Below are 20,375 nucleotides of genomic sequence, written 5' to 3' on the forward strand. Positions count from 1 at the left end.
GAGGAGTAAGGCCCGGCTTGCACAAGCCGACCGGTGGGGGCCACAGCGCGGGCACCGCGTGAGGAACGATCCGCGATACACCTATGAGCAGCCCGGGGTTGTTTTTCCGGGCCACGCTCGATCTCTAGAGCCGCGGCCTCGTTCCCGCCGAACAGTCCGTCCTGCGGTAGCCAACCCGCGCATATCAGTCTGACCACGCGTCGTGCACGACACGCGAGCCACGCGGTGTGCTCCCACCGGTCTTCACGCAGTACCTGTTGCATGTGGTGGCGGGAAACCCGCGGTGGTGAGACCCTACGCATCACCGCAGGTCAACGCTGCTCTCTTGACACAAAGACCCCACATATCAGGTGTCCGAACGGGGGAAGGAGGCGGCCGGGTCGCCGTCGGCCGCCGGGGCCCCGTCCCGCTCGCGTTCGGAGGTGACGGCCCAGCTCGCCAGCAGGTCCAGGCCCTCCGCGGAGGACGAGCCCGGCTCGGCGCTGTAGGCGAAGAGCGACAGGCCGGGGTCCGCGGTCAGTTCCATGGCCTCGAAGCCCAGCTCCAGCCTGCCCACGACGGGGTGGTGCATGGTCTTGGTGCCCGTACGGTGCTGGTGGACGTTGTGCGCCGCCCACCGGGTCCGGAAGTCCTCGCTGCGCGTGGACAGCTCTCCCACCAGATTCGACAGGGCACGGTCGTAGGGGTCGCGTCCCACAGCGGTGCGCAGGACGGCGACCGTGTCGTTGGCCGCCCGCTCCCAGTCGGGGTAGAAGTCCCGCGCACGGGGGTCCAGGAAGGCGAACCGCGCGTAGTTGGCGGGCCGCCCGGACATGTCGAGGACCTGCGCGTACAGGGCGCGGCCGAGCCGGTTGGCGGCCAGGATGTCGAGCCGCCCGTTCTGCACCACCGCCGGTGCGCCGGTCATCGCGTCGAGGATCCGCTGCACGCCGGGCCGCACGCGCTGGCGCGCCGACCGGCGTCGGGGCCTGCCCGGCGCCTCCCCCGCCGTGCGCGCCAGGTCGAACAGGTGGGCGCGCTCGGCGTCGTCGAGCCGGAGCGCCTCGGCCAGGGCGTCCAGGACGCTCTCGGAGACGCCCTTGAGGTTGCCCCGCTCGATGCGGGTGTAGTAATCCACGCTCACCCCGGCGAGCATGGCGAGTTCCTCGCGGCGCAGGCCCGGCACCCGCCGGTTGCCGCCGAAGGCGACGAGTCCCGCCTGCTCGGGGGTGATCCTCCCCCGTCTGGTGGAGAGGAAGTCCCGGATCTGGTTGCGGTGGTCCATGTCCTCCAGGCTAGGAAGCCGAACCCGCTCGTGGGAGGTCCTGTCGTTACCCCGAACAGGAGGAGCTCCCCCGGTCGCCGGACGGGGTCCGCCGCTGACGGTCCGGGCGGGGGCGTTCGACTCCGCGGGCCGCTCCGGGGGGAGCCGCCGGGCGGCGGCCGCGGACGCACGCTGTCGGCGGCGCGGCCCGTCTCGGTCCCGGACCCGCCGGGTCCCGGGAGGCCGCCTTCCGGGAAGGACGGCGAAGCACCAGAAGGGGGCACTGCCGTGACGGGCACTGACAGAACCTCCCAAACGTGTCGTCGGGGTGTTTGACTGCTGGAGGCGGCCGACGCGGCATGCGCGGCCGGCCGTCCCCGTCGACCCGTGCCCGAAGGGCTGACCGCGCCCTCGTACGGGGTTCGACGCGCATCCAACACGAACTCTTCTGAGGAGATTCATGTCCCTCGTTCACGCCTACACGGCCTCGTCGGCGACCGCGCCCCTGGCGCCGGGCACGATCGAGCGCAGGGAGGTCGGCCCGAAGGACGTCCTGATCGACATCGCCTGGGCGGGGATCTGCCACTCCGACATCCACACCGTCCGCGGGGACTGGGGCGAGGTCCCCTACCCGTTGACCGTGGGGCACGAGATCGCCGGTGTGGTCGCCGAGGTCGGCTCCGAGGTCACCCGCCACAAGGTCGGCGACCGGGTGGGGGTGGGCTGCATGGTCGACTCCTGCCGGGAGTGCGCGAACTGCCTGGCCGGTGTGGAGCAGTACTGCCTGCGCGGGTTCACCGACACCTACAACGGCACCGACCGGGACGGGACCGTCACCCAGGGCGGGTACTCCGAGCGCATCGTCGTGGACGAGCACTTCGTGCTGCGCGTCCCCGAGGCCATCCCCTTCGAGAAGGCCGCGCCGCTGCTGTGCGCGGGGATCACCACCTACTCGCCGCTGCGCAACTGGAACGCCGGGCCGGGCAAGAAGGTCGCCGTGGTCGGGCTGGGCGGCCTCGGGCACATGGCGGTCAAGCTCGCCCACGCCATGGGGGCGGAGGTGACGGTGCTCTCGCAGAGCCTGAAGAAGCGCGAGGACGGGCTGCGGTTCGGCGCCGACCACTACCACGCCACCAGCGACCCGGACACCTTCGAGCGGCTGGCCAACACCTTCGACCTGATCGTCAACACGGTCAGCGCGCCCATCGACCTGGACGCCTACCTGAACCTGCTGGCGCTGGACGGCGCGATCGTGAGCGTGGGCGCGCCGCCGGAGCCGGTGGCGGTGACGCTGTTCACGCTGTTCGAGAACCGCCGCTCGTTCGCCGGTTCCAAGATCGGCGGTATCGCCCAGACCCAGGAGATGCTGGACTTCTGCGCCGAGCACGGCATCGCCCCCGAGGTCGAGGTCGTCCGCGCCGACCAGATCAACGAGGCCTGGGAGCGGGTGCTCGCCTCGGACGTGCGGTACCGGTTCGTCATCGACGCCTCGACCCTGGGCGGTGCCTGACCGCCCCGAGGGCCCGAGCACGGCGGGCCCCGCCGCTCCCCGGCGCGAGGGGGTCGGCGGGGCCCGTCCCGTGCGTGGCCCGGGCGGGACGGCACTCCCGACAGCGTCAGGAGGAGGCGGACTCGCCCGCGCCGCGCAGGTGGGACATGCTCCCGTACAGCTCCTGGAGCCGCCGCACCTCGTCGGCGTCGACGAAGCGGGCGATGCCGCGACCGTAGTCCTTCGCGGTCTCGATGACGAACCGGACCGCGCTCTCCACGCTGCGCAGGTCCGTGGCGCCGGTGGCCGACCCGGCCACGGCCTCCTCGGTCACGATGGCCACGCCCACGACCGGGGCGCTGGTGGCCGTCGACGGCTGCAGGATCGAGTTCACGTGGTAGACGCCGTTGCCGTACGGGGTGATGTCCTGCATGGTCAGCGGCATGACGACCGGGGCGCGGCCGGTGGTGCGGGAGACGATGTCGAGCAGGCTCTCCGGGACCCGGACGATCCACCCGTCGACGACGGCCGGGGTGATGGCGATGCCGTGGTGGTTGCAGATCCGGTTGCCCTTGGTGGTGTCCACGGACAGGATCGCGTCCATCGCGGGCAGGACCTCGTGCCGGTTGCTGACGTCCTGGTCCACGACCGAGCCCATGAACGGAACGGGGTCGTGGGGCTGGGTCGGGGCGTCGGGGTCGATGTGGGTGGCCAGCACGACGTCGCCGGGCAGGGTGTCGCCCCGGCGGCGCATGTCCAGGAGCTTGGCCGCCGCGGAGACGGCGGTGAGGGCGCCGTCGCCGTCGCTGACGAAGCCGATCTGCTCCGGGCGCGCGCCCAGGCCGCCGAGGCGGCCGAGGATGCCCAGGGTGGGCGCGGAGCCGCCGGAGGCGGCGCCGTCGGTGCCGGCGATCGTCACCCGGACGAAGTCGGTGGACCCGCCCTCGCCCGCGACGGTCTCCACGAGGACCTCGCCGTCGGCCGCGCCGTGGCGGCGCAGGTACTCGGCCACGGACGCCCCGTTCGCGGCCGGGGTGTCGAGCAGGTCGTGGGTCTCGATGACGTGGCTCCAGGACATGGGTTCCCTCTCTCAGGTGGTGGACCGCCCGGTCCGGCCGGGCGCCGCGGTCGGCGCCCCGGCCGGGGCGGTCGTTCGTGTGGTCGCCGCGCGGCCTGTGCGCGCGGGCGACACGGCTTGCCGCGTTGGCGCGTTACCGCGTTGCCGTGTTGTCGCGGTTTCGGGTTGTCGGTTGTCGCGGTTCCGGACTCAGTCCCCGGCCGCGCCCGCGGACGTGCCTTCGGCCGCTCGCACGGCGGCGCGCGCCCCGGCGCGGACGGCGTCCACGACGGGGACGCCGACCCGGTCGGTGAGGCGGGCGGCCAGGCCGATGGTGGTCATGCCGGTGCAGGCGAACATCAGGGTGTCCGCGCCCATGGCGACCAGGCGTTCGGCGGCCCGGACCGAGGCGGCCAGGCCCGCGTCGGTGCGCAGGTCGTGGGTCCGGCGCACGCCCTCGGGCACGAGCGCGGCGACGAGGGCGGGTCCGAGCACGGAGGTGACCGAGTCCGGGGTGCGGGTGGTCAGGTCCAGGACGCCGACCTTCGAGCCCAGTTCCAGGGCCCGGCGGGCCGCGGCCTCCCCCGCGCCGACGACGGGAACGCCGACCGCGGCGCGGGCGAGGGCCAGGCCCGGGTCGGCGGCGCAGCTGACGAGCAGCGCGTCCACGCCGTCCTCGCGTTCCATGCGCGCGGCAAGGTCGGCGACCTTGGCCGAGGCGAGCGCGAAGGTGGCGTCGTCGTGCACGCCGTCGGGCTGGTCGGGCAGGCACCGCGAGACGGTGTCCACGCCGAACTCCTCGCGGATGACGCGGCCGTGCGCGTCGAGCTGCTCCCGGTCGTCGGTGGTGACCACCCGGATGACGCCGATCCTCATGCCGCCGCCCCCGTCCGCGCGCCGAGCGAGTCCAGGACCTCCGAGGCCAGGCGCACGCACACCGACCGGGCCAGGACCACCGGCAGGCCCGAGGCAGCGGCCGCGCGGGCGCGCATCTCCTCGGTGTAGCCGACGCAGTCCAGGGCCAGGAGGTCGGCTCCGGCGTCGGCCAGACGCCGTGCGGCGGCGGCGAGGTCGTCGGGGGTGCCGGTGTAGGGGGAGCACACGTCGGTGAGCACCCGGGCCCCGGCGGTCAGGCGGCGGCCGAACTTGGCCTCGGTGTCGCGCCTCTGCTCGGGCAGGGGGCACACGACGCCCAGGCGCCCGGTGTCGCCGAGCAGGGCCGCGGCCCCGAAGGCGATCATCCGGTCGGGCACGAAGAGCGGCTTGGTGTGCTCCAGCTCCGGGAAGGCGCCGGTGCAGGCGAGCAGCACCGCGTCCACCTCGCGTTCCAGGTCGGCGAGCAGGCCCGGCAGGCGCTCCATGACCAGGGACTCGCCCAGGACGACGGAGGTGCCGTCGGCGAGGCGGGTGGTGAGGGCGTGGTCGTCGGGGGCGACCGGCCGCGCCTCGATCTGGGCGCGGGTGAGGCCGTCCAGGACGCCCCGCTCGACCACGGTGGCCTCGGGCACCAGGGCGGTGATCTCCGGGGTCAGGTCCGTGCGCGGCGCCTGGCCGATGGTGACGACTCCGAGTCGTGTCATGGTTCCTCCCGGGTTCAGCGGCTGAAGATGGTGCCGACGGAGTGGACGGAGTCCCCGGCGATGAGCCCGGCGCCGACCAGGGCGATCTCCTGCTCGCCCTTCTCGCCGCGGCGGCGCTCCCACACCAGGCGGATCGCCAGCCCGGCCAGGACGAGCCATCCGGCGTTGGGCGTGGCCACGAGCAGGCCGGTGGCGAGCAGGACGCCCATCTGGCGCCGGGGGCCGCCCAGGAGCTGCACGATCGCGCCGGGTACGGCCCACAGGGCGAGCTGGAGCAGGACGGAGGGGTCGCTCAGCCCGGCCTTGATGGTGTCGGCGTAGACGATCGAGGTGGGCGGCACGGCGCCGTCCTCGAACAGGCCCTGCCAGAGCAGCGCGACCATGCCGATGGCGACGGCGAACCCGATCATGGAGGAGATGAGCTGCTGGCGGCGTCCGTCGAGCTCGAAGGCGGTGTAGGGGCGGCGGTCGCGGCGCAGCACCCACCCGGCCTTGAAGTCGTAGCCCATGTCCGCGAAGGCGGGTCCGGTGGCCGCGCAGTAGCCCACGAGCAGGGCCAGCGGCACCCCGGGGATGCCCAGCGCCAGGCCGAGGATGAGGAAGATGAGGGTGACCGCGAAGGCGGGGAACCAGCCCGCGTGCATGGCGGCCAGTCCGACAATGAGTTCGTGGACCAGGGCGGCCACGGCGGCGAACAGGACGAATCCGAGGATGCCCAGCCAGCTCATGTCCGCCCAGATCCCGCCGGTGACCGCGAGCACGAGGGCGCCCAGGGCGAACAGCACGTAGCCCGAGCCCAGGGCCCGGCCCAGGGTGGCGCGGTCCACCGTGTAGGCCAGGGACGGGTCGTCCTGGGCGGCGCGGTCGCGGGCGGCCTCGCGCTCCCTCTCCCGGCGGCTCTGGCGGCCGGCGAGGATGACCACGATCTGCGCCAGCGCGACCACGCCCGCGCCGATCATGACGCCGTGCGGCACGTAGACCGAGTTGAGGTCGATCCCGATGACCGCCGGGGAGTACTGGGCGACGAGCAGGCCCACGGCGAACATGAGCAGGGCCCAGACGTTGCCGATCATGGCGATGCCCGCCGCCGACATCGGCATGCCCAGGAAGGACGCGCCGAGCCCGACCGCGCCGCCGCCCACCAGGATGGCCGCCTGGCGTCCGCCCCGGTCACCCGCCTTGATGGTCTCGGCGGCCGCCACCCCGGGCGGCCAGGCCGCGTCGGCGGGCAGGAACCGGGAGCCGAACGCCTTGTAGAGCACGAACACGTCGATGAGCAGGCCCAGGGACGCGCCCAGCAGCATCGGCCACACCAGGTCGGGGCGGCCGAAGAGGAACGGGATGGCGATCGGGGTGAGCAGGGAGTTCGCCGAGGCGAAGGTCGCGCCGGAGAGCGAGGACTGGATGAGGTTCTGCCGGTTGGTGTTGCGCATCGAGCGCAGCCCCAGGAACCCGATCCGGCCGATGAGCATGGCCACGACCGCGCCGATGACGCTGGTGTTGGGCGAGACCCCGAGCGTCGTGATCATGTGGATGCCGATCACCGCCCCGAGGAGGCTCACCAGGACGGTGACGATGACGACGACGGGTTCGAACGCGCGCGGGTGGCGGGCGCTTCCCGGGGTCTGCGGTTCGGTGGACGAACCAGGTGCCGACGGTTCCATGTGTGTCCTTCAGGGATGGCTCACGTCCGTCGAGGACGGAGTGTCGCTGGTCAAAGGCCTGCGGTGCGCGGCTGCCGCGTCCTGGCCCGTCACGCCCAGGCTGCCTCCCGTTCACCCGCCGGGGCAAAGGTTTCCCACTATGTGGGAGTTAAGATCACATTTCGATCCCCGGAGCCGGGGGTGCCGGTCCCTCCGCGGGACGTAGGGTGGGCTTCCATGTCCACCGGTTCCACGGAACGCACCGGCCCGCTCCAGACGGTCGACCGGGCGCTCGACGTCCTCCTCAGCTTCGACGAGTACCGCACGAGCTGGGGCGTCCTCGAACTCGCCGACGAGTTCGGCCTGTCGAAGTCGACCGCCCAGCGCCTCCTGGCCTCCCTGGCGGGCAAGGGGTTCCTGCGCGCCGACCCCGACACGCGCCGCTACAGCATGGGCCCCGCCATGTGGCGCATGGCCGGGCTGTGGGAGCGCTCGGGCGGCCTCTCCGTCCTGGCCGAACCCCTGCTCGCCGATCTGGCCCGCTCCAGCGGCCGCACCTGCCTGTTCTGCGTCCCCGACGGCGCGCACGTGCGCTGCATCGCCGCGGTCGGCGGCTCGGAGGGCCCGCGCCGCTCCCACCCCTTCCTCGACGAGCTCTACCCCGCCCACGCCGGGGCCACCTCCCGGGCCTACTTCGCCTTCCTGGACCCGGCGGAGCGCAGGGCCCTGCTGGCGGGGCGCCCCTCCGCCCGCTTCTCCGACCTCACGCCCTTCGACGAACAGCAGGTCGAGGAGCTCTTCGACGAGGCCGTCGAGCAGGGCTACGCGCTCTCCCAGGGCGAGTACGACGCCGCGTCCCGCGCGCTGGCCGTCCCCGTGTTCGGCGGCAAGCGCCCGGTCGGCTCCGTGACGCTGGTGGAGAACAAGCACTCCGACCACGACGACGACCTGCTCGACCACCTGGCGCCGCTGCGCGCCGCGGCCGACGGTCTCACCGGGCTGCTGTCCAACCGCCGCCCGGCACCGCCCACGCGCAACTGGAGGCGGGGGCACGGCTCCCGCCCCTCCCCGCGCCCGACCGCTCCCTGAAGGGGGACCATGCCCGAGCTGCTGCTCTTCTCCAACTCGACCAACCACGGCCGGGGCTACCTCGACCACGCGTGGGAGGAGGTGGAGGCCTTCCTCGACGGCCGCGACGCGGTCGCGTTCGTGCCGTTCGCGGGGGGCGACCACGGCGCCTACACCGCGCGGGTGGCCGAGGCCTTCGCGGCGCGCGGAATCCGCGTGACGGGGGTCCCGGCGGACGCCGGGGCCGCGCGGGTCCTGGACGAGGCGCAGGCCGTCTTCGTGGGCGGAGGCAACACGTTCCGCCTCGTGGCCGCCCTCCAGCGCACCGGGCTCCTGGACGACCTGCGCGACCGCGTCCTGGCCGGGCTGCCCTACATGGGGGCGAGCGCGGGCACCAACATCACCGCTCCCACGCTGCGCACCACCAACGACATGCCCATCGTGGAGCCGCCCTCCTTCACCGCGCTGGGGTTCGTCCCGTTCCAGATCAACCCGCACTACCTGGACGCCGACCCCCGGTCCACGCACCAGGGCGAGACCCGTGAGACCCGGCTGACGGAGTTCCTGGAGGCCAACGACGTGGACGTCCTCGGCCTGCGCGAGGGGACGCACCTGCGCGTGCGGGGCGCGGGGTCGGACGTGGTCCGCGCGACCGTGGGCGGCGCCGCGGTGCAGCCGGACGCGCCGGGTCCGGCGATCGTCTTCCGCCGCGGCACGGCCCCCTTCGAGGTGTCGGGCGAGGTGACCGACCTGTTCGCGCGCACGCCCCGCTTCGACCAGCCGGTCTAGGGACGTCGCTGGGGAGGGTCCGGTCCGCCCGGCTGTCGGACGGAGGAGTCCGGGGAACCGGCTCGTTCGACCGCCGGAAGGAGGATGTCGGGATCGGGCCCGTCCGGTCTTCCGCGGGGCGAGCCCGGCCCGTTCGGCTGCCGAGCGCAGCCGCGGACCGGACCGGACGCCTCCCCCGCGCGTCGGCCTACGCGCCCTCGATCCGCCGCACGGTGCGCCGCAGCAGGAGCGCCAGCGCGGCGGCCGAGACCAGGACCCCGCCCGCCAGGCACAGCCAGGGCCCCAGCGGTCCGGCGTCGTAACCGGGCAGGGCCAGGGCGGGCCAGGACGGCGGGAGCGGCAGCAGCAGGAGGTTCCAGGGCGCGGGCAGGACCCAGGCCGCCACCGGGGTCAGGACCAGGAGCGCGCCGATCCCCTTGACCACCACCAGGGCCTCCACCTTGTTGGCCGACAGCGCGGTCATCGACGCCGTCAGCAGCGGCGCCTGGAGAGCAGCGAGCACCAGGGCGACCGCGACCGGCGCGGACCACACTGAGGCCATGAGCCCGCTCAGGGGCAGGGCCGCGGCGAGCCCGGCCAGGGACAGGACGGTGACCAGGACCGTCCTGTAGCCGAGGTAGGCGGGCACGGACACCGGCGAGGCGCGCAGCACCAGCAGGACGTTCTCGTCGGAGTCCTCGACCGCGCGCAGGCCGCCGACCACCCCGAACATCATGGGCACGTGCAGCAGGACCAGCACCGCCAGGACCACGGGGGTGTGCGGCGCGAGGTCGAACCCGTAGGAGCCGAGGACGAACTCCGAGACCGCCGGGAAGACGAAGCGGATGACCAGCGCCAGCAGGGCCGGGGCGCCGAGCATGAGCAGCAGCAGGGGGTCGCGCCCGGTGCCGAAGAGGTCGACGCGGGCGAAGCGCACGATCGCCGGGAGGCCGCCGCGTCCGGTGACCGGCCGGGCGGACCCGGTGAACGGGTGGACAGACCCGGTGACCGGCCGGGCGGACCCGCCCGCACCCCTGCCGTTCGCGTGCCTCCGGCGAGCGGGGGCCGCTCCGCGTCCGACCGCGCGGGAGGCGGCGACCACCCCGGCCGCCGCCCACGCCACGGCGTAGACGGTGCCCGCGACCAGGGCCGCTGGGGACGCGTCGGGGGAGCCGGGCGCGGCCCCCAGGCGGATGAGGTCGGCGCCCGCGGTGGTCGGCACCGCGTACAGGAGCGGGTGCTCCAGGATTCCGCTGACGTGCACGAGGGGGACCAGGACCAGCGGTGCGACGGTGAGCGGGGCCGCGAGGAGGAAGCCCGACAGGTCCCGGGAGCGGGCGCCCACCGCCAGGCACACGGTGAGCAGCAACAGACAGGTGAGCGCCACCCCGCCCAGGACCGGAGGCAGGGCCTGCGTGAGATCGGCGAAGCGGCCCCGCAGCGCCGCCGCGAGCATCGGCACGGCGATGAGCAGCGTCAGCGCGGTGAGCACCGCGAGCCGGGCCGCCACCCCCTCCTCCGCGCGCAGCGGAGTCACGGTCAGCGCCGAACGCGTTCCCTCGGTGCGTTCGAAGAGCAGCAGGGCCGCGGCGAAGAGCGCGCCGAAGCCCGCCGTGTCGAGGAAGAGCAGGTAGGCCGCCACCGTCCCGGCCGCCTCGGCGGGGACCGCGAGCAGGACCAGGGTCCACACGGCGCCGAGGGCGGCGGCCACGGGCACGACGCCGTAGCGCAGTCCGACCCGCGACTCCAGCGCGGTGGCCGCGAGCAGGCGGTTCACAGCCTCTCCCGGGTGACCGTCGCGAAGACCTCGTCCAGCGAGGCCTCGCGGGTGTGCAGCGTCTCCACCTCGCCCCGCCTCAGCAGCTCCAGGAGTTCGGCGTCCCCGGCCAGGGCCTCCATCGGCATCTCCCGGGGGGCCTGCCCCCGGACCCGGACCACGAGGCCGGGACGGCCGTGGCGGAGCTTGAAGCCGCGCGGTGTGTCCACGGCGACGATCCGTCCCCCGGCCACGAAGGCGACCCGGTCGCACAGCAGGTCGGCGGTGGACATGTCGTGCGTGGTGAGGAAGACCGTGCACCCCCGGTCGGCCGCCTCCCGGACGACCTCGCGCAGCAGGGCGGAACGCACCGGGTCCTGCCCCGAGGTGGGCTCGTCCAGGAAGAGGAGTTCGGGTCTGTTGACCAGTGCCCGGGCCAGGTTGAGCCGCATGCGCATGCCCTTGGACAGGTCGTCGACCCTGCGGTCGGCCGCGTCCGCCAGGTCCACCCGGGTCAGGAGTTCGCCGGGGTCCTCGACGGGACCGCGGTAGAGGGAGGCGAAGGCGGCGAGGTTCTCGCGGGCGGTGAGCCTGCCGAACCCGGCCGGGAGCTCGAAGCCCACGCCCACGCTCTCGAAGTAGTCCGCGCCCCGGTCGCGCAGGGGCCGGCCGAGGACGCGCACCTCGCCCTCGTAACGGCGCAGCAGCCGGGTGAGCACCTTCTGGGTCGTGGACTTCCCGGCACCACTGGGTCCGAGGAAGCCGAAGACCTCGCCGCGGGCCACGGAGAAGCTCATCCCCGCGACCGCGGGCCGGGCGGCGTTCGGGTAGCGGACCCGGAGGTCCTCGACGGTGATGACCTGGTCGGTCATGGGGGTCCTCAGGGTCGGTGGCGGGTGGGTGAGGGGACGCGCAGGGCGAGGAAGACCCGGTCGACGAGCGCGGGCAGTTCGTCCTGCCCGTCCGAGTCGACCCAGGCGACGACGGCCTCGGACAGCGCCGCCGAACAGGCGGCGGCGACGGCCCTGGTCTCCAGGTCGGGGGGTTCGGTCCCGGGCGGAGACAGGACGGGTGCGGGTTCCTCGGTTCCGGGCGGAGCCAGGCCGGGGGTTTCGCTGCCAGACGGATTCGGAGCGGGGGCGTCGCTTCCAGACGGATCCGGAGCGGGGACCTCGTTTGCGGGCGAATCCAGGACGGAGGCTCCACCTCCAGGCGGATTCGGGTCGAAGACCTCATCCCGGGCCGGGGCCAGACCGCGTTCGAAGGCGGTGCTCGCCGAGGCCAGGTTCTCGCCGATACGCGAGCGCAGGGCCGGGACGGACAGCAGGAGGCGGGCCCGGGCCAGCAGCGCCTCCCGGTTGTCGTCGTAGACCCGGCCGAGTCCGACCAGGGTGGCCCGGTGGATCCGCTCGACGGCCGGGAGCGTGTCGGGCTGCTCGCGGACCAGTTCCTCCAGCATCGGGTCGTACTCGTCCCGCAGGACCACGTCCTCCTTGGAGGGGAAGCAGCGGAAGAACGTCATGTGCGAGACGCCCGCCTCACGGGCGATCTGGGCGACCGTGGTCGCCTCGTAGCCCTGCTGCTCGAACAGGCGCAGGGCGGCCTCCTGGATGGCGGCCCTGTTGCGCTGCCTGCGGCGCGTGCGCTGGTCCACGTCCGCCACTCCCCCCGACCGGTTCCGACACAAGAATTGTTACTCGCTAACACAAGTTCGTCAATCCCTTCCGCAAGGGCCCGGAGCCCGTGGAGGCACCGGAGCGGCCCAACGGGAAGAATGCGCGCATGGGCACATCCGGAACACTCGTGGCGTCCGAGGACATGCACTCCCACCTCGTCGGCCAGTTGAACTCGGCCCTGCGGCGGCCCGGGATGTACGGAGGCGAGACCACCCTGCGCGTGCTGGTGGACCACCTGCTGTTCATGGAGCGTGAACCGTGGGCGGGGGCCGAGCACCAGCGGCTTCTGGAGGAACGCGGGGCCTGGTCCCCCACCGGGGTCACCGGAGCCTTCCGGCGGCTTGTCCCGGGCGGCGACTACGAGCACGGCATGGCCTCCGTCCACGCCGAGCTCGCGCATCGGCGCGGTTGGCTGGCATCCGACCGCGTCCTGGACGCCCGGGCCTACGACGCGCTCACGGGCCGCGTCCGCCGCTGGGCGGAGACCGACCGCGTGTGGGCGGAGGTGGTCGCCGAGTTCGGTCCCCCGTCGGTGCTGTTCGGCGGAGGCAGCCCCTTCTCCGGCAAGACGCTGGGCTACCTCACCGAGGACCGGCGTCAGCCCGTGGTGTTCTTCCACCTCTGGAACGGCACCGAACCCGGCGCCGAGCCCTCCTGGTCTCCCCCGCGCCCCGAGCCGGTCCTGCTCGCCGTGCGCTTCGGCGGCGGCCCGTTCCGCGCGACCTTCACCTTCACCCCCGAGGGGCGGCGGCTCCGCCCGGCGCCCGACGAACACGGCTGTTGACGGCGCCCGAGGGGAACCCGTGAGCCGCCATCTCCGTCGGAGGGTGCGACACCAGGCCCGATTCCCAGAAAGCCCCCACATGGCCCTCGCCTCCCGCAACACCGCGGGCACCAGAAGCATCCCCGACATCATCCGGGACCCCCGCCAGTGGTGGTGGGGACTCATAGGCGGCAACCCCGAAGTCACCAGACAGGACCTCCACGACCTGCGCCAAGGCCTCCCGCTGCACTCCGTGGCCCACCTGCGGCACGGCGGCTCCTTCGTGCAGGGCGTCCTCGTCATGCACTTCGCCGCGACCGAACGCCTCACCTGGCGCGAGTGGCGGCCGTTGCGCACCTACGCGGCCCCCGTTCCGGTGCCCGGTCCCACCGAGGTGCTCGGCGTACGGGAGCCCGCCTCCTTCCGGGAGGCCGTGCTGGGCGACGTACGCGTCATCCGTTTCCGAGCGGGCGCACAGGTCTGGGAGATGGCCGTGGTCACCATGGACGTCGACGTGGTCACGACGGCCCTGACCGAAGCCGGGACCTGGGGACAGCACCCCTGACCACACCCACCGCAGGGTTCGCTGTGTCCCCCTGTCAGGGCGGAAATGGTCGCGGCGGCACCGGCGTGCGGCTCATCCGGCGGACAGGCGCGGGTCCCCGGACCAGCTCTCGCACCGCACGGTTCCCGAGGCGAAGACGACCTCCAGCGAGCGCCGCCCGCCGGGCCACCGCTCAGGGCTCGACGGTGACCCGGACCCCGCCCGGCTGGAAGGCGACGTACCCGGCGATCTCCGCGACCGCCGGATAGGGCTCCTCGTACGCCCACACCGCGTCGACCAGCTCCTCGCCCTCCCCGACCGCGAGCGTGCGGTAGGTCGCGGTGCCCTTGTAGGGGCAGTGGGTGGTGGTCGCGCTCGGCCGCAGCACCGCGGGGTCCACGTCGGCGAGCGGAACGTAGTGGACCGGCGGGTAGACGGACTCCCGCAGGGTCAGCGCGTCCTCGGTGTCGGCGACGACCCGGTCCCCGACCCGTGCGACGACGCGCGCACCCGTGGGTTCGACGGTGATCGGGTGGTCGGGTCCGGGGGTCATGCCCTGTCCTGTCATGGTGGTCCTCCCTCTCCCCGCCGAGGCTACTCCGGGCCCGCAAGGCCTTCGGGTACCGTCCGCGCACGGCGCGCGGCGCGCCCTTTCGGGCAGGAGGACTACCCGTCCGCGCAGTGGTCCCCAAAAAGGGGCCCTTTCTAGGATCGAACCGGACGAAACCGTCCGAAGCGACCCACGGAAAGGGTTCTGCGACCATGCCGGACATCGTCCTTCCCCAGGACTGGCCGGGGACGGGGCCTCCCGGTCCCGGCGGCGGTCCGCGCGGTCGCCTCCCTGGAGGGCGTGGTCGGCGGCCACTGACCCCGGGTCACCAGGTGGCGGAGCCGAGGAACTCCCGGACCGCGTCGGCCCACTCGCCGGGGCGTTCACTGGCCAGCGCGTGCCCGCAGTCGATCGACACCAGGACCGAACCAGCGATGCCCGAAGCCAGGCGCCGGTGGTCGGCGGGGGTCAGCAGGAGGTCGTCGGAGGGCGAGACCACCAGTGTCGGGACGCGGACGAGGCCGAGTTCTCCCAGCACGTCGATCCCGCCGAGCAGGTCCAGGTGGGCCCCGGTCCCGGCGGGCGCACCCTGACCGAAGAGGCGGACCTGCTCACGCACCTGCTCGGGAGTGCGCTGATCCAGCCACGCGCGGCTGTTGACCAGCAGGGACAGGTAGGAGGCCAGGATGTCGGCGTCGCCTCCGCGCGCCAGGGCCTGCCAGGTGTCGGTGACCAGGCGAAGACGGGGGCTGGTCCGGGCCAGCCCCGCCGACAGGACCAGGGCCCCGACCCGGTCGGGATGGCGGGTGGCCGCGCGCACGGCCACGGCCGACCCCATGGAGAACCCGACCACGGCGAAGTCGGCCAGGCCCGCGGCGTCGGCGGAGGCCACCAGGTGATCGGCGAGCAGGTCGAGGGTGAGGGGCCCGGCGGGCAGCGGAACCCCGCCCGAGCCCGGGTAGTCGGCGCCGACCACGGTGTGGTGCTCGGCGAGGAGTTCGGGCAGGGGGCCGAAGCTGTCCCGAACGTCGCTGCCCGCGCCGTGCGCCAGGACCAGTCCGGGGCCCGAGCCCAGGATCAGGGGGGTGAGGGAAAGTGCCATACCGAGGATTATCACGCGAGGCGGCTCCGGTCCGCCATGGAGCCGAAGGGTGCGGTCGCAGCGGTCAGGCGACCGTCTCCGCCAGCACGGCGGCGAAGGCCGTCAGCCGCGACCCCCGGGCCGCGGTCCGCCAGACCAGCCCCAGCTCCGACGGCGCCAGACCGGTGACCGGTACGTAGGTCACGTCCGGTCGCCGGTTGTACTCGGCGGCGGCGCCGCACACCAGCAGGGCGCCCCGGCCCGCCGCGACCAGCGACAACCCCTCCTGGAGCGTGACCGCCCCTCCCTCCTGGGGGATGCGCGCGCCGCCCGGGGTCACCCGGGGCGAGTTGACCTGCCTCCAGTACGCGGGCGCCCGTCCGGCCAGCGGGACCAGCCGCACACCGGCCAGCTCCTCCGCGCCGATCTCCTCCCGCCCGGCGAACGGGTGGGAGCTGGACAGGGCCAGGGTCTGCGGCTGCCGGGAGAAGGTCAGGCCCAGGGTCAGGTCCGGTTCGCGCACGGGGGTCAGGACCACGGCCGCGTCCACCCCGCCCTCCCGCACTGCGCCGAAGGGGTCGGCCAGCGGGATCTCCACCAGGTCGACCGCCACCAGCGGGTTGCGCCGCTCGAACACGGTGAGCGCCTGCGCCAGCGGCTCGTAGACGGCTCCCTGGAACCCGATCCGCACCCGTTCGACCGTGGAGCGCGCCCGGGAGCGGGCGTCCTCGAACACGCTGACCAGCGCACCGTAGGACGGGCGCAGGGACTCCAGGAAGTCCGCGCCGAACTCGCTCAGCCGGACGCGGCGGCTGGTGCGCTCCACCAGGCGCGCGCCGACCCGGCCCTCCAGCGAGCGGATCAGCTGGCTGACCCGGCTCTGGGAGACGCGGAGGCGTTCGCCGGTACGGCCGAAGTGGAGTTCCTCGGCCAGCACCAGGAAGCACTCGATCTCGTGGAAGTCGATCTCACGCGCCACGGCCGTACCCTTCCGGCGTCGGTGCCCGGGCGCTGCGACCGCGGGCTCTGGGATCGATGAGCCCAGCTGATCGAAGTATGAGGGATTCGCCGTTGTTCGACGACCGGGAGGGCACTTGACTCGGAGCATGTCCACGACCTCGTCGCCACAGGCTTCCCAGCCAGCGCTCTCCCCCGCCCGCGGATGGTCCGCCGTCGTCGCGGTGGCCCTCGGCACCTTCACCGTCGTCACCACCGAAATGCTGCCCGTCGGGCTGCTGACCCCCATGGGCGCCTCCCTGGAGGTCACGGAGGGCACCGCCGGTCTGACCCTGACCATCACCGGCCTGGTGGCGGCGGCCACCGCGCCCTTCGTCCCGACCCTCATCGGCCGCGCCGACCGCAAGGTCGTCCTCGTGGCGCTCATGCTCCTGCTCGCCGCCGCCAACCTGTTGACGGCCTGGGCGCCGGACTTCGCGGTCATGGTCACGGCCCGCGTGCTCGTCGGCCTGGGCATGGGCGGTGTCTGGGCGCTGGCGGCGGGGCTCGCGCCCCGGCTCGTGCCCGAGCGGTCGGTGGGGTCGGCGACCTCCGCCATCTTCAGCGGGATCGCCGTCGCCTCGGTGTTCGGCGTCCCGGTGGGCGCCTTCATCGGCGCCCTGGCCGACTGGCGCAGCGCCTTCACCTCTTTCGCCGTCCTGGCCCTGCTCGTCGCGGCCGCCATGGCCGTACTGCTGCCGCGCCTGCCCTCCGAACGGGTGGCCCGCCTGAGCGGTGTGACCGGCCTGCTGCGCAACCCCCGGGTGACCACCGGCCTGCTCCTGGCGGTGCTGCTGGTGACCGGCCACTTCGCCGCCTACACCTACGTCCGCCCCGTCCTGGAGACGACGGCGGGCGTCGGCGCGGGGCTCATCGGCACGATGCTGCTGGTCTACGGCCTGGCGGGCGTCGTCGGCAACTTCGCCTCGGGCCCGCGCGCCGTCCGGGCCCCACGCGCCACCCTCGTGGTGCTCGGCGCGGCCCTGGGCGGATCGGTGTTCCTCCTCCCCTGGATCGGCGTCACGGCCCTGGGGGCCGGAGTGCTCATGGTCGTGTGGGGCCTGGCCTACGGCGGGGTGTCCGTCAGCGCCCAGACCTGGATGATGCGCGCGGCCCCTGAGGAGCGCGAGGCCGTCTCGTCGCTGTTCGTCGGCGTGTTCAACGGCAGCATCGCGCTCGGCGCGCTGGTGGGCGGCCTGGTCCTGGACGGCGCGGGCGGCACCGCGGTCCTGTGGCTGGCCGCCGCCCTGGCCCTGGGCGCGCTCGCCACGGCCTTCCTGGGACGCGCGCCCGCCCGAACGGCCTGACCCCCTCCTCCCGGGCTGGCGCTCCCCGGGGGGGGTGGCGGCGCTGCACGGGATCGCGTTCGCGGGATTCCTGGAGGCCAACGCCCGGCAGGCGGCCGACAGCGGCACGACGCCCGAGGAGTCGGCCCGTGCCGTGGTACGGGCGTTGACCGAGGAGACCTCGCGCACGCGCTGTCGGGTGGGCACCGACGAAAGTCGGTCGGCGCACCGACCAAAGCGACACCGCTCTCCTGGGCGTGCCGCCTTAGGAGACGGCACGGTGGGTTCTCCAGAGGGATGCCTCCCCTCAGGTCACGCACCTAGCGTGGTGTTCGTCCCCGCAGGGGCGCCCGGTCGGCCCGCACCGAAGGACCGCCGGGAGCCCGTCCGTCCGCGGATCCGCCGCGGCCGGTCGGGGGCACGACGCCCGACCCCGGACCTCGAAAGGGAACCACATGTCACTCCTGGCGCTGAACGACTCGGGCCTCCTCACCACCGTGCTCCCGATCCTGCTGCTGGTCGGGGTCGCGGTGGTGTCCCTGGTGGCGGTCGTGCTGATCATCGCGGCGGTGTTCAGCATCCTCACGTCGCGGGTGGACGGGGCGATGAAGGTCGTCTGGCTCATCTTCGTCTGTATCGCGCCCCTGATCGGGGCCATCCTATGGTTCCTCGTCGGGCGCAACCGCGTTCCCTACTGATCAAAGTTCCCGGGACGCGGAGGGCGCGGCGCGCACGCGTCCCCCGCCGACCGCGTCCCCCGCCGACCGCGGGCCCGGCCGACCGCGGGCCCGGCCCGGAGCCGGGCCGGGGGCCGTTCCCCCGACACCCGGCCCTGGAGCCGACCCCCGCCCGGTGCGGCGTCCTCGTCGCCTTCCCCCTGCGGGCGCCGACGGGACGGCGGACGCGGCCGGGCCCGGTCAGGGGTTCACCGTCCGCCGAGGTGGCGGGCGAGGAAGCGGTCGATGGCGCCGAACATGGTGATCAGGTTCTCCGGGTTGACGATGGCGTGCCCCTCGTCGTCGAAGACCAGGTACTCCACGTCCACGCCGCGCCCGCGCACCGACGCGACGATGTTGTCGGACTCCGCCTTGACCACGCGGGCGTCGTTGGCCCCCTGGACGACCATCAGCGGCGTGGTGATCCGGTCCACCCTGCTGATCGGTGAGCGGGCCAGCATGTCGGCCTCCTGCTCGGGGACGGCCGGGTCGCCCACGTAGCGGTACCAGTTGTTGACCAGCGCGGGCCGCACGAACGCGGGCTGGGTTCGCATGAAGTTGGCCAGGTCGGAGATGCCGACGACATCGACGGCGGCGGCGAAGCGGTCGGGGGTGAAGGCCGCCCCGACCAGCGCGGCGTAGCCGCCGTAGGAGCCGCCCAGGATCGCCACCCGGTCCGGATCGGCGTAGCCCCGCTCCACAGCCCAGTCCACGGCGTCGATGAGGTCGTCGTGCATCTTCCCGGCGAACTCGCCGATCGCGGCCTTCATGTGGGCCTTGCCGAACCCGCTGGAGCCGCGGAAGTTGACCTGGAGCACCGCGTAGCCCCGGTTGGCCCACAGCTGCGCGGAACCGTTGAACCCCCAGTTGTCGCGGGCCCAGGGACCGCCGTGCACCATCAGCACCATCGGCAGGTTCTCGGGTTCGACACCCACCGGCAGGGTCAGGTACGAGGGCAGTTCCAGCCCGTCGCGCGCGGTGACGGTGACCGGCCGCATGGGGGCCATCGCGTCGGGGTCCAGGTGCGGGTGGGCGCGGAACAGCAGCCGGGACTCCCCGGTGGAGTGGTCGTAGAACCAGGTCACACCCGGGTCGCGGTCGTGGGTGAAGCCCACGACCCACCGCCGCCCGCCGTCGTCACCGGAGATCGCTGCCAGGTCGCCCTCGGACAGCTTCTCCAGGTTCGCCAGCACCTCGGCGAAGTGCGGGTCCAGGGCGTGGACGACCTGACGCTCACCCGTGTAGCGCACGCCCAGCAGCTCGCCCCGCCGGTCCCGGATCAGCGGCGGGGGAAAGGTGGGGAAGACCTGAGCGCGCGTGTCGATGTCGAGGGTCGGGTGGCTGTCCACCTCGGTCTCCTCACCCGTGGACAGGTCCACGCGCACCAGGCGGGTGCGGTCGGTGCCCTTGCTGGAGCCGATCCACATCCCGGTCCCGTCCGGGGTGACCTGGGTGGGGAAGACTCCCACCGGGTAGTCGGCGCCCTCGTGGACCAGGACCGGGTGCAGGGCGCCCGTTTCGGGGTCGCGGCGGGAGACCTCGAAGTCGCCGTCGGCGTTGAGGGAGCTGGTGAACAGCTCCCCCTCGCGGCCCTGGAACCAGGTCCCCGTGGCGCCGGGGCTCTGGGCCAGCATGGTGAGCTCGCCGGTGGCCACGTCGAGTTCGTGCAGGTCGAACTCGGCGGCGTCGCGGGCGTTGAGCAGGACGGTCATCCTCCCCGGGCGTCCCCGGGAGGGCTCGAAGCCCACCACCCGGGCGCCGGGGAAGGGGGTCAGGTCCACCGCCGCCGAACCCGGCGCGTCCAGGTCGACCCGGAACAGGTGCCAGTTCTCGTCGCCGCCGCTGTCCTGAAGGTAGAGCAGCCAGCGGGGGTCCTCGGTCCACTGGTAGCTCTGCACGCTGCGGACCTCGTCGGCGGTCACGCAGCGCGGTTCGCCGTCGAAGTCCCCGGACGGGGTGAGGTCCTGGACCCAGACGTTGAGCCGGTCCCTCCACGGAGCCAGGTAGGCGATCCGCGCGCCGTCCGGCGAGATCGTCGCACCGGCGCGCTCCGGCGAACCGAAGAAGTCCTCGACCGAGATCCTCGCGGGCAGTGCCATGTCGTTCCTTTCGTCGGTGTTCGGTGACGGGAGCCGCGGATCGGGAGGGCCGTGCCCCCG

Annotated in this window: 19 protein-coding genes; 7 read left to right on the plus strand and 12 right to left on the minus strand. The window is 73.6% G+C overall.

Annotated features, from left to right (window positions below):
* Nucleotides 1–346 precede the first annotated feature (346 nt).
* Nucleotides 347–1,264, minus strand: a complete 918-nt coding sequence (locus G011_RS0119200) for a helix-turn-helix transcriptional regulator (RefSeq protein WP_019609905.1) — start codon at nt 1,262–1,264, stop codon at nt 347–349.
* 439 nt (nt 1,265–1,703) lie between these two features.
* On the opposite strand from G011_RS0119200, the gene G011_RS0119205 reads away from it, so the two are divergent.
* The gene (locus G011_RS0119205; protein WP_019609906.1) at nt 1,704–2,753 is read left to right on the plus strand and encodes an NAD(P)-dependent alcohol dehydrogenase; all 1,050 of its coding nucleotides are present in this window, start codon (nt 1,704–1,706) and stop codon (nt 2,751–2,753) included.
* 106 nt (nt 2,754–2,859) lie between these two features.
* On the opposite strand, the gene G011_RS0119210 is transcribed toward G011_RS0119205, so the two are convergent.
* From G011_RS0119210 to G011_RS0119225, 4 genes are all read right to left on the minus strand, one after another.
* On the minus strand, nt 2,860–3,810 hold the full coding sequence (locus tag G011_RS0119210; protein ID WP_019609907.1) for a DUF1177 domain-containing protein: 951 nt from the start codon (nt 3,808–3,810) through the stop codon (nt 2,860–2,862).
* 189 nt (nt 3,811–3,999) lie between these two features.
* A complete protein-coding gene (locus G011_RS0119215) occupies nt 4,000–4,665 on the minus strand; it encodes an aspartate/glutamate racemase family protein (protein WP_019609908.1) in 666 nt (221 codons plus the stop codon).
* Nucleotides 4,662–5,369 carry an AroM family protein gene (locus G011_RS0119220; RefSeq protein WP_019609909.1) on the minus strand — a complete coding sequence of 236 codons (708 nt, stop codon included), beginning with the start codon at nt 5,367–5,369 and terminating at the stop codon, nt 4,662–4,664. Before G011_RS0119220 ends, G011_RS0119215 begins: the two co-directional genes overlap by 4 nt.
* Before the next feature lie 14 nt (nt 5,370–5,383).
* Complete coding sequence (locus tag G011_RS0119225; RefSeq protein ID WP_019609910.1) at nt 5,384–7,033, minus strand: OPT/YSL family transporter; 1,650 nt, start codon at nt 7,031–7,033, stop codon at nt 5,384–5,386.
* A 216-nt stretch (nt 7,034–7,249) separates the two neighbouring features.
* On the opposite strand from G011_RS0119225, the gene G011_RS0119230 reads away from it, so the two are divergent.
* Nucleotides 7,250–8,101 carry an IclR family transcriptional regulator gene (locus tag G011_RS0119230; protein WP_013152720.1) on the plus strand — a complete coding sequence of 284 codons (852 nt, stop codon included), beginning with the start codon at nt 7,250–7,252 and terminating at the stop codon, nt 8,099–8,101.
* A 9-nt stretch (nt 8,102–8,110) separates the two neighbouring features.
* Nucleotides 8,111–8,869 (plus strand): dipeptidase PepE, encoded by a 759-nt coding sequence (pepE, locus tag G011_RS0119235; RefSeq protein WP_013152719.1) that lies wholly within the window; start codon nt 8,111–8,113, stop codon nt 8,867–8,869.
* Between the two features lie 187 nt (nt 8,870–9,056).
* On the opposite strand, the gene G011_RS0119240 is transcribed toward pepE, so the two are convergent.
* The 3 genes from G011_RS0119240 to G011_RS32895 are packed head-to-tail and all read right to left on the minus strand — an operon-like array spanning nt 9,057 to nt 12,258.
* Nucleotides 9,057–10,625 (minus strand): hypothetical protein, encoded by a 1,569-nt coding sequence (locus tag G011_RS0119240; protein WP_019609911.1) that lies wholly within the window; start codon nt 10,623–10,625, stop codon nt 9,057–9,059.
* Nucleotides 10,622–11,476 (minus strand): ABC transporter ATP-binding protein, encoded by an 855-nt coding sequence (locus G011_RS0119245; protein WP_019609912.1) that lies wholly within the window; start codon nt 11,474–11,476, stop codon nt 10,622–10,624. The genes G011_RS0119240 and G011_RS0119245 overlap by 4 nt, the downstream gene beginning before the upstream one ends.
* A gap of 8 nt (nt 11,477–11,484) precedes the next feature.
* Nucleotides 11,485–12,258 carry a TetR/AcrR family transcriptional regulator gene (locus tag G011_RS32895; RefSeq protein ID WP_051104387.1) on the minus strand — a complete coding sequence of 258 codons (774 nt, stop codon included), beginning with the start codon at nt 12,256–12,258 and terminating at the stop codon, nt 11,485–11,487.
* 128 nt (nt 12,259–12,386) lie between these two features.
* On the opposite strand from G011_RS32895, the gene G011_RS0119255 reads away from it, so the two are divergent.
* Nucleotides 12,387–13,064, plus strand: coding sequence for a hypothetical protein (locus G011_RS0119255; protein ID WP_036552828.1), 678 nt, complete (start codon nt 12,387–12,389; stop codon nt 13,062–13,064).
* Between the two features lie 79 nt (nt 13,065–13,143).
* On the plus strand, nt 13,144–13,608 hold the full coding sequence (locus G011_RS0119260; RefSeq protein ID WP_019609915.1) for a hypothetical protein: 465 nt from the start codon (nt 13,144–13,146) through the stop codon (nt 13,606–13,608).
* Between the two features lie 172 nt (nt 13,609–13,780).
* Here G011_RS0119260 and G011_RS0119265 read toward each other — a convergent pair whose 3' ends face one another.
* The 3 genes from G011_RS0119265 to G011_RS0119275 all read right to left on the minus strand — a co-directional run bounded on the left by G011_RS0119265 (nt 13,781) and on the right by G011_RS0119275 (nt 16,197).
* Nucleotides 13,781–14,155 (minus strand): DUF427 domain-containing protein, encoded by a 375-nt coding sequence (locus G011_RS0119265; RefSeq protein WP_026338449.1) that lies wholly within the window; start codon nt 14,153–14,155, stop codon nt 13,781–13,783.
* A gap of 307 nt (nt 14,156–14,462) precedes the next feature.
* Nucleotides 14,463–15,239 carry an alpha/beta fold hydrolase gene (locus G011_RS0119270; RefSeq protein ID WP_019609917.1) on the minus strand — a complete coding sequence of 259 codons (777 nt, stop codon included), beginning with the start codon at nt 15,237–15,239 and terminating at the stop codon, nt 14,463–14,465.
* 64 nt (nt 15,240–15,303) lie between these two features.
* Nucleotides 15,304–16,197 (minus strand): LysR family transcriptional regulator, encoded by an 894-nt coding sequence (locus G011_RS0119275; protein ID WP_019609918.1) that lies wholly within the window; start codon nt 16,195–16,197, stop codon nt 15,304–15,306.
* Nucleotides 16,198–16,324: 127 nt separating this feature from the next.
* Here G011_RS0119275 and G011_RS0119280 point away from each other — a divergent pair, with 127 nt between their 5' ends.
* Together G011_RS0119280 and G011_RS0119285 are read left to right on the plus strand one after the other, a co-directional pair.
* Nucleotides 16,325–17,521: an MFS transporter gene (locus G011_RS0119280; RefSeq protein ID WP_196808525.1), complete on the plus strand. Its 1,197-nt coding sequence runs from the start codon at nt 16,325–16,327 to the stop codon at nt 17,519–17,521.
* Between the two features lie 434 nt (nt 17,522–17,955).
* Nucleotides 17,956–18,198 (plus strand): PLD nuclease N-terminal domain-containing protein, encoded by a 243-nt coding sequence (locus G011_RS0119285; RefSeq protein WP_019609920.1) that lies wholly within the window; start codon nt 17,956–17,958, stop codon nt 18,196–18,198.
* A gap of 227 nt (nt 18,199–18,425) precedes the next feature.
* Here G011_RS0119285 and G011_RS0119290 read toward each other — a convergent pair whose 3' ends face one another.
* A complete protein-coding gene (locus tag G011_RS0119290) occupies nt 18,426–20,315 on the minus strand; it encodes a S9 family peptidase (RefSeq protein WP_019609921.1) in 1,890 nt (629 codons plus the stop codon).
* Nucleotides 20,316–20,375: the final 60 nt, after the last annotated feature.

Origin of the sequence: Nocardiopsis sp. CNS-639, from assembly GCF_000381685.1 — a bacterium.
Lineage (GTDB): Bacteria > Actinomycetota > Actinomycetes > Streptosporangiales > Streptosporangiaceae > Nocardiopsis > Nocardiopsis dassonvillei.